The organism is Streptomyces sp. 351MFTsu5.1 (assembly GCF_000383655.1).
Taxonomy (GTDB): domain Bacteria; phylum Actinomycetota; class Actinomycetes; order Streptomycetales; family Streptomycetaceae; genus Streptomyces; species Streptomyces griseorubiginosus.
In genome coordinates this window covers 40,488-48,288 of the sequence record NZ_KB911795.1, presented here as the reverse complement: position 1 = coordinate 48,288, position 7,801 = coordinate 40,488, and the positions used below count along the sequence as shown (strand labels likewise).

Below are 7,801 nucleotides of genomic sequence, written 5' to 3'. Positions count from 1 at the left end.
CGGTTCAGTGCCTTCCGGGTCCGTTCGCGGCGGACTCGTGGATGGCGTCCAGGACGCCGTTCTGGGTGCCGAGGATGTTCTGGAGGTTGCTGTGGGTGCCGTTGGCGACGCCGACGACGGCGTCCGTGACCGCCTGACCGGTGTCCGTGACCGACTCGCGCTCGGACTTCTCCTGCGGCTTGACCTCGCGCGCGAACTCGTCGTCCTGGCCCGGCCAGTCACGGGTGAGGTTCACGGCGGACACGAAGTCCCGCACCATCTCCTGGGCCAGCGAACTGATCGCGTCGACCTGCCGGACCCCGGCCTGGATGCGTCCGGGGTCGGCGAAGTAGGCGTTGCTGTCAGCCATGGCGGTGCTCCTCCTCGGGGTCCTCGGTGATCTCGTCGCCGATGTCGTCGTGCCGGCGGCGCCCGGCGTCCCGGCCGGGGCCGTCCTCCAGGACTGCCGGGCCGAAGATCCTCGCCCAGTCGACATCGACCCCGGTCAGTTCCGGGACCCGCTCGCTGGGATGGGTGAACGGCTCGAAGAGGTCCATGACCTGACGGGCCATCAGTCCCCGTGCCTCGGCCGCCGCCTCCAGCACGCTCGCGGCCAGCTGCCCGGCCGCCATGGTCCGGTGCCGGTCCGCCAGGAACCGCAACCCGGTCAACTCGCCCTGGGGGCCCACGGTGACCTCGACACTGCGGTCCTTGGACCGTACGGTGACGGCGGCCTCGGCGAGTTCGGCCTCCGCGCGGGCCACCGCCGCCCGGGTGGCGTCCAGTTCGGCCATCGCCTCGGCGAGCCGCTGCTCGTAGGGGGACCCGCTCACCGGCCGTTCACCGCCCGATCACCGAGGGCGCCCCGCCCTCGTCGGCGCCCCACACGTCCTCGTCCTCCTCGTCGGCGAGCCAGCTGGCCCGCTCCTGCGCCCCGGAGCTCTCCGTCCTGCGGCCGTCTCGGCGGCCCGCGTCGGACTGCGGGGCGAACGGGGAGCCCGTCGAACTGGTGCTGATCCTGGCCCGCCCGGCCGTCGTCCCCTCGGCCTCGTCTTCCGTCATCGACCTGTTCTTGCCGGTACGGCGCGAACGGCCGCCCAGCGGGCCACCGTTCCCCGGTTCGGTCAGCACGTTGCGGACCCGTTCGCCGGTGCCGGACTGGCCCCCGGCCGCGCCCGGGGCACCGCCCATGCCGCCCATCGGCATCATCGGCATGCCGTTCGAAGCAGCGGACTCACCGGCGGCGCCGGACGCGGCGGAGGTGCCGGTCGGGGCGCCGAGCGCGCCCGAGGTGTAGGGGGAGTCGTCGTATCCCTCGAAGGACGGGCCGAGCAGGCTGTTCGACCCCGTCGTACCGCCCCCGAGAGCGCCGAAGCCACTGAGCGAACCGAGGCCGTCCAGGCCGGTCAGGCCGGAGGTCATCGGGGTGCCGGTGCCCGTGCCCAGGGAGTGGGAGAGGCCGCTGAGGTTGCTGTTCAGGCTGCCGAGGCTGTCGCTGAGGTGGTCGAAGTCGTCGAGGTCGCCCAGGTCCAGGCCGTGGCCGGGGTCGCCGAGGCCGCTCAGACCGCTGCCGAGATCGGTGGTGGTGACGTTGCCGTCCGGGTCCGTCGTGGTCGCCACGCCGGTGTCCGGGTCGACCGTGGTGACCGTGCCGTCGGGGTAGGTGGTGGTGAGGGTGCCGTCCGGGTTGAGCGTGGTGACGCTGCCGTCGGGGTTGGTGATGCTGTCCCCGGCGTCCAGGTCCGTGGTGGTGGACCTGCCGTCCTTGGTCGTGGTGGTGACCTTGCCGGTGCTCGGGTCGAAGATGCTGACCGAGCCGTCCGGGTAGGTCGTGGTGAGCGTGCCGTCCGGGTTGAGGGTCGTGGTGCCGCCGCCGGGGTTGGTGAGGCCGGTCCCCAGCCCGGAGCCGAGGTTCAGGCCGTCGCCCAGGTTGCTGGTCAGCCCGGTGTTCAGGTCACTGAGGTTGCCGAGACCCGCGCCCAGGTTGGAGGTGAGGCCGTTCAGCCCGGCCCCGAGGCCCGTGGTCAGGTCGTTCAGCCCGGTGCCCAGGTTGTCGCCGAGACCGGTCAGGCTGTCGCCGAAGCCGTTCAGGCTGTCGCCGACGCCGGAGAGGTTGTCGCCCAGACCCGAGATGCTGTTGTTGATCCCCGTGTTGAGGTTGTTCAGCGCGTCGTCGAGACTTTGGCGGAAGTCGTCGGTCGAGCCGTTGCCCTCGTGGTCGCCGTTCTGGTGGTGCTCGTACTGGTCGGTCAGGGACGAGGTGTCCTTCGCGTCCAGGGGCTCCTCGAGCGGGTCGATCGCCTCGATCCACGCGTTGTTCAGGTCGGACAGCGCCTGCTTGGCGTACGGGATCAACTGGCGTTCGATGTACGTCGTCCAGCGCTGTACGGCCGCCTCGCCGACCTTCTTCCAGTTGTTGACGTCGTTGAGGTTGCCGTAGACCGGGTGGCTCTGCTTGAAGGAGGCGGTGGCCTCGTAACGCGGGCTGCCCTGGACCTGACGCGTGCCGACCTGGTGGACGTTGTTCGCCAGGACCCAGGCGGTGAGTTCGTCGAGCATCTCCAGCAGGCCCCGGTGCGGGTCGTGCTGGCCGGTGTTCGCCCACGCGATCCACGCCGTGCGCAGGACGACCGTCTGCCGCCACAGGTCCTTCTGCGCCTTGAGCAGGGCGTCGGAGTACGGGGAGCGCGGAGTGTAGTAGTCGACGGAGGTGCTGTGCGCCAGATAGGTCGCGCCGCCCATCTGCTCCACGTACGCGTCGTAGTTCTTGCGCAGTTGGTGCACCAGGTCGCGGAAGACGCCGGCCGCCTGGCCCTGCCAGGCGCTGTCGTCGCCGCCGAGGGAGTCCTCCCACTGCTTGAGCACCACGGCCTGGTCCGCGAAGAACTTCTTCGCCCGGTCGAAGGACTGGGCGGTCTGCTCGAACGACTTGAGCTTGACCGCGTCCTTGTCGGCCACGGAGGCGCCGTTGTAGGAGAACCCGGCGGTGCTGTGCTCGCCGTCGGCCAGCGCGTCCAGGGCGGCCTTCGCCCCGCTGACGTACTGGGCCAGCGTGGAGTTGTCCCACTGGTCGCCGTAGTGCCCGGTGAAGGGCATGCCGGCGAAGGTCTCGCCCGCGTCCAGCAGCCGGGCCCGGCCGTTGCCGTCCACCGGCACCCCGATGAACACGATGTGCGCCTTGTACAGGTTGAAGTCGGCGCTCTGGTGGTCCGAGCCGTCCTTGCCCCCGGACGTCCCGACGAACGTCAGGATGTAGTCGTCGCCGCTCGCCACGTGCCAGCCGCTGATCGCGGTGTAGTCGGCGTCCGTCAGCTTCCGCATGGACTCCGAGCGGATGTCCATGCGGAACAGCGGGATGCCCTCCTTGCTCTTCAGCTTGTCGAAGAGGGCCGCCCGGCTGGGCATGGGGTAGCCGGTGAACAGCGTCACCGCCTGGCCCCAGTAGTCGTCCTGGTCGTAGGGCATCAGTTGTCGTCTTCGTGGTGGCCGGAGGAGGTGGTCTCGTCCCCGGGGTTCTCGCTCATGCCCTCGTCGACGTCGGAGAAGACGTCGAGCATCTGCTCCGCGCCGATGGAGTGCAGGCTGCTGCCCTGGGTGTTGAGCATCGTGCGGATGGTCTGCTTCATGTCGCGCTCGATGTCGCCGAACAGGTCGACGTGCTGCGCGAACACGGCGTCCACGCTCTTGGCGGCGCCCGTCGCTGCGGTCAGCAGCGACTTGCCGTGCAGGAAGTCGTCGGCGCCCATCGAGCCGATGGCCAGCGCCTGGTTCTGCTGGAGCGAGTCGGGCGTGGTCGCCCCGTCCACGATGCTGCGCAGCGCGCGGATCCCGCCGCTGTCCGCCGTGCTGTCCCGGCGGATCGCCTTGAGCGCGGTGAGGAAGTCGGCGAGGTCGTTGTCGACGAAGCGCTGGAGCGCGGGGCCGTCGAGATGGGTGAGGTCCGCCATGGTCGTCGGTGCTCCCGCTAGCGGCCGATGCCGACTTCGGACCACATCTGCGTCAACTGGTTCTCGCTGTACTGGTACTGGCCGGAGATGTCCGTCAGCAGCGAGGCGTGCGAGGTCAGCAGCCGCTCCATGTTCTGCACGGCCGCGTCCCATGCGGCCTGCTTCTGCCGGTACATGTCGGCGTCGTTGCCGTACCAGGACTTGACGAGCTCGTTGAGCTCCGCCTCCAGGGAGGCCAGGGTGTTCGCGATCGCCTTGGTCTGCTGGACCATGTCGTCGGCCGCGTTGTTCATGTGGTTGTAGTCGACGTAGATGTAGCCGTCGTTCAGGTCGGACATCGAAACCTCGCTCGGTGCGGTGGACGGAGGGGACTTCAGCCGATGAGCTGGTCGAACGCCGACTGGGAGGCGTTGTAGGCCTGGTTGATGGCGTCGTTGGAGGAGCCCTGGGTCTTGCCGTGCTCGACGAGGCTCGTGTTGAGCTTGTCGACCATGTCCTCCAGGTTGCGCAGGATGGTGTTGCACTGCTCGTCCCACTGCGCGAGCAGCGCGCCGAACTGGCCGCCGTCGCTGCCCTGGTAGCCCGAGGACAGCGTGGCGCGGGTGTTGTCGACGTCCTGGCGGGACTTGAGGATGCCGCTGAAGGCCGCCTCCAGTGCCTGGACGCCGTTGCGGGTCGCCTGTTCGTTTGACTGCTGGCCACCGGCCATGGGGACCTCCCGTTCGGAGTGCGCGTAGGGGGCAGGGCCTCCGCCCCTAGGGGGGTGTGGGCGGAGGCCCCTCATCCCGTACTACGGAACGGGTGGGCCGCCGGGTTCTCGTGAGGGCGGGTCAGTTTTGCCGCGCCGAGGGGGAGTCGGAGCACACCGGGCCGGTGGTGCGTGGCCGGCCCGCCCCGGTCGCCGCCGCGGGATCCAGGTCCGGGCCCGTCGGCAGCATCGACAGCAGGGGCGCGGGCAGCGACCGGACAGCGGAGTCCGTCTGGCCCAGTGCCTCCAGGGCCGCCTTCGACGGCACCCGGTACTTCACGCCGTTGTCGGCCACCAGATAGGTCGTGTCCCCCACCGCGCTCCCGTCCGCGCCCAGCGCCCGCACCAGGGCCCCGTGACCCGGCCGTACGACCACGCCGTCCACCCGCAGACAGGCCGGGGCGACCTGGTCCGTGGGGGCCGCCGTGACCGGGCCCAGGTCGGTGACCGGGACCAGGACCGAGGAGACCCGGGTGCCGTCGGTGCCGGGCTCCACCCGGGCGCAGGCCGCCTGCCGCTCGGGCACCGAAAGGGCCCGGGGCGGGGCGGTGGGCAGGCCGTCGGCGCCGGGGGAGCGGCCCTCGGAGCCCGGCGCGAGATGCTGCTTGAGGGTGTCGGCGCCCAGGTCGGCGGCGGTCGGCGAGGAGCCGCCGTACGCCTTCTCGCGGGTCGCGGGGTCGCCCAGGACGAGGGCCGCCTCGGTGTCGGTCAGCGGGGCCAGGCCCTCCTTCCGCAGCAGGTAGTACGGGCGGTCGGCGGAGCCCGGCACGCTCACCCGGAACACCTGGCCGACCCGGCTCGCCGAGCCGCCGAGGGCGGGGCCGGAGGAGCCGAGGCCGGGCACCTTCGGCGCGGCCAGGTCGGGGCCCTCCACCAGTGCGTCGAGGAAGGCCGCCGACACCGGGCGCGGGGTGACGGTGCCGTAGCCGAGGGAGACCGCCGCGCCGGACTTCGCGTCGAGCCGCAGCCTGCTGCCCTGCCACACCAGGTACACCGCGTCGTCCGGCCCAGCGACCACCACACCGTCCCCGGGGCCGATCCCGTCGGACGCGGTGGGGCCGCCCGCGATCAGCGCCGTGACCGCCGAGCCGTCCTCGTCGAGCGCCGAACACACCTGCCAGGCACCGGAGTCGAGGTCCCCGCCGCCGGGCAGCGCGTCCGGGGCGCCCGCGATGCCGACCGGCGCGCCGACCGGGGTGTCACCGAGGGAGGCCGTGGAGACGTCCTCCGTCTTCAGGTCCTTGCCGCCGATCAGCCGCGCCGAGGCGTAGTTGCGCACCGGGCGCAGCCGGCCGTCGTAGTAGAGGTAGCGGGCGCCGGTCTCCCGGTTCACGACGAGCGTGCCCGAGGCCCGCCAGGAGTCGTTGCCGCCGGGCGAGACGAGCCCGTAGACCACCGCACCGGCCGCCACCAGCACCGCCACCACGATCCCGGTCACCGCGCCCCGGGTGGTGCGCCCGAGCGGGCTCTCCGGGGCGTCCGGGTCGGCGAGCAGCATCCCGGAGGACAGCCGGTTCATGACGAAGGCGTGCGCCTGTACCTGGTCGCGCTTGGACTGCATGGTTCCCGTCCCCCGCTCAGCCGCTGATCGCCCGCAGCGCGCCGAACACGCCGAGCGTCCACAGGGTCAACGGCAGTACGGCGACGGCGAGTCCGGAGTGCAGCAGCTCGGCCGCCCGCCCCCAGTACGGCAGCATGCGGCGGCCCGGCACCGTCCAGGACGCGATCGCCAGGACGGCGGTCAGCGTGAGCAACCCGGCCACCAGCAGCGGCCGTTGGTCGGCGCCCACGGCCTCGGCGGCGGTGACGACGAGCAGGCCCGCGCCGAGCGCGCCCGGCACCACCAGGGCCATGCGCTGCGGGACGTTCACCATGCCCCGGCCGTGCAGCAGCAGGAGCAGCGACAGCACCCCGGTCGTGAGGGCCTCGGGCAGGTTCGGGCGCAGCGACAGGGCCGCGAGGCAGCCCGCGCAGACCGCGCCGGTCGCGCCGTACAGGGCGGTCATCCAGCCGCTCGCCAGCTCCGTGCGGGTCGCCACGTCCCGGCCCCGGTAGGGCTCGATGCCCTCCTGGAGCTGCTGGGCGCTGCCCGGCAGGGCGGGCATCCGCATCCCGGCGAGCCGGAAGGCCAGCGCGGGCACGAACCCGCCGACCAGCACGACCAGGGCGGCGAGCCCGGCCGCCGTACCGTCGACGGACAGGCCGAACACGCCGATCGCGGCTCCGGCGAGCGCCGCGCACACCCACACCAGCGCGGTGCCGAGGAAGAGGGGGGCGGCCACCGCCGCCACCGCGAGGGCCAGGACCGCACCGCCCGCGCCCGCGGCGCCCGCCGCCAGCAGCCGTGACCCGAACACCTCCTGGCCCTGCGGCCCGCCAAGGTCGCCGCCCGGTACGAGGAACCCGGCCAGCGCCAGGAACGGGCCCGCCATGAAGCCGAGCGCCGCCCCGGCGGCCCGGTCGCCCACCGCCCGGGCGGCCGACGCGGCGCCCGCGAGGAGCAGCAGCCCGGTCGCACCGGCCGCCGTCGCCCGCACGGCAGGTGAGCCGCCCGGCCAGGCCAGCACCCCGAGGCCGAGGGCGAGCGCGGCCACCGCGAGGGCCAGCAGCAGCTTGCGGCCCGCCTCCGGCGTCCAGCCGTGCAGCCGGTCCCGGGTGACGTTGGCGATGCCGTCCACCAGGTCGTCCAGGCGCACCTCCGGCAACGCCGCGTCGTGCGGCCGCAGATGGAGCACCTCGCCGTCCTTCAGGTCGAGGGACTTCAGGGTGCCCTCCTCGTCCAGGGGGCGCTCACCGAGGCGTTGCAGGACCCAGCCGCCGTGGTCGAGGCCGCTCTCCTCGACCTCGGTGCCCTCGCCCGCGTACCGCAGCAGGGTCGGCAGCAGGTCGGCGACCGGCACGTCCGCCGGCACGGCGAGGTCGATCGTCCGGGCCGGGCCCCGGACGGTGAGGTGGCACAGCTCGGCCACCTGGTGGTCGGTCATCGAATTCTCCTGGCACAGATCCTGCGGGGCTCCCCATCCGTAATACGGAGTGAGACCCCTTGCGCGTTCTCCCGACCACCGCTGCTTGCTTGAGGAGCCCCTCCGTTGAGCGTCGTCCTGTTCCGCCGACCCGCCCGCCGCCG

At 72.4% G+C, this 7,801-nt stretch carries 8 protein-coding genes; all 8 read right to left on the bottom strand.

The window, feature by feature from the left end:
* Positions 1 to 4 precede the first annotated feature (4 nt).
* Complete coding sequence (locus tag H295_RS0134865; protein WP_020139993.1) at positions 5 to 349, bottom strand: hypothetical protein; 345 nt, start codon at positions 347 to 349, stop codon at positions 5 to 7.
* Complete coding sequence (locus H295_RS0134860; protein ID WP_020139992.1) at positions 342 to 812, bottom strand: YbaB/EbfC family nucleoid-associated protein; 471 nt, start codon at positions 810 to 812, stop codon at positions 342 to 344. Before H295_RS0134860 ends, H295_RS0134865 begins: the two co-directional genes overlap by 8 nt.
* A gap of 7 nt (positions 813 to 819) precedes the next feature.
* Positions 820 to 3,444 carry an AAWKG family protein gene (locus H295_RS0134855; RefSeq protein ID WP_020665703.1) on the bottom strand — a complete coding sequence of 875 codons (2,625 nt, stop codon included), beginning with the start codon at positions 3,442 to 3,444 and terminating at the stop codon, positions 820 to 822.
* Positions 3,444 to 3,926, bottom strand: a complete 483-nt coding sequence (locus H295_RS0134850; RefSeq protein WP_020139991.1) for a type VII secretion system-associated protein — start codon at positions 3,924 to 3,926, stop codon at positions 3,444 to 3,446. Before H295_RS0134850 ends, H295_RS0134855 begins: the two co-directional genes overlap by 1 nt.
* A 17-nt stretch (positions 3,927 to 3,943) precedes the next feature.
* Positions 3,944 to 4,264, bottom strand: a complete 321-nt coding sequence (locus tag H295_RS0134845; protein WP_020139990.1) for a WXG100 family type VII secretion target — start codon at positions 4,262 to 4,264, stop codon at positions 3,944 to 3,946.
* 35 nt (positions 4,265 to 4,299) lie between these two features.
* Positions 4,300 to 4,635 (bottom strand): hypothetical protein, encoded by a 336-nt coding sequence (locus tag H295_RS0134840; RefSeq protein WP_020139989.1) that lies wholly within the window; start codon positions 4,633 to 4,635, stop codon positions 4,300 to 4,302.
* 121 nt (positions 4,636 to 4,756) lie between these two features.
* The gene (gene eccB, locus H295_RS0134835; RefSeq protein ID WP_020139988.1) at positions 4,757 to 6,235 is read right to left on the bottom strand and encodes a type VII secretion protein EccB; all 1,479 of its coding nucleotides are present in this window, start codon (positions 6,233 to 6,235) and stop codon (positions 4,757 to 4,759) included.
* Positions 6,236 to 6,251: 16 nt separating this feature from the next.
* Entirely contained in the window at positions 6,252 to 7,658 is a 1,407-nt protein-coding gene (eccD, locus tag H295_RS0134830) for a type VII secretion integral membrane protein EccD (protein ID WP_020139987.1), read from the bottom strand.
* Positions 7,659 to 7,801: the final 143 nt, after the last annotated feature.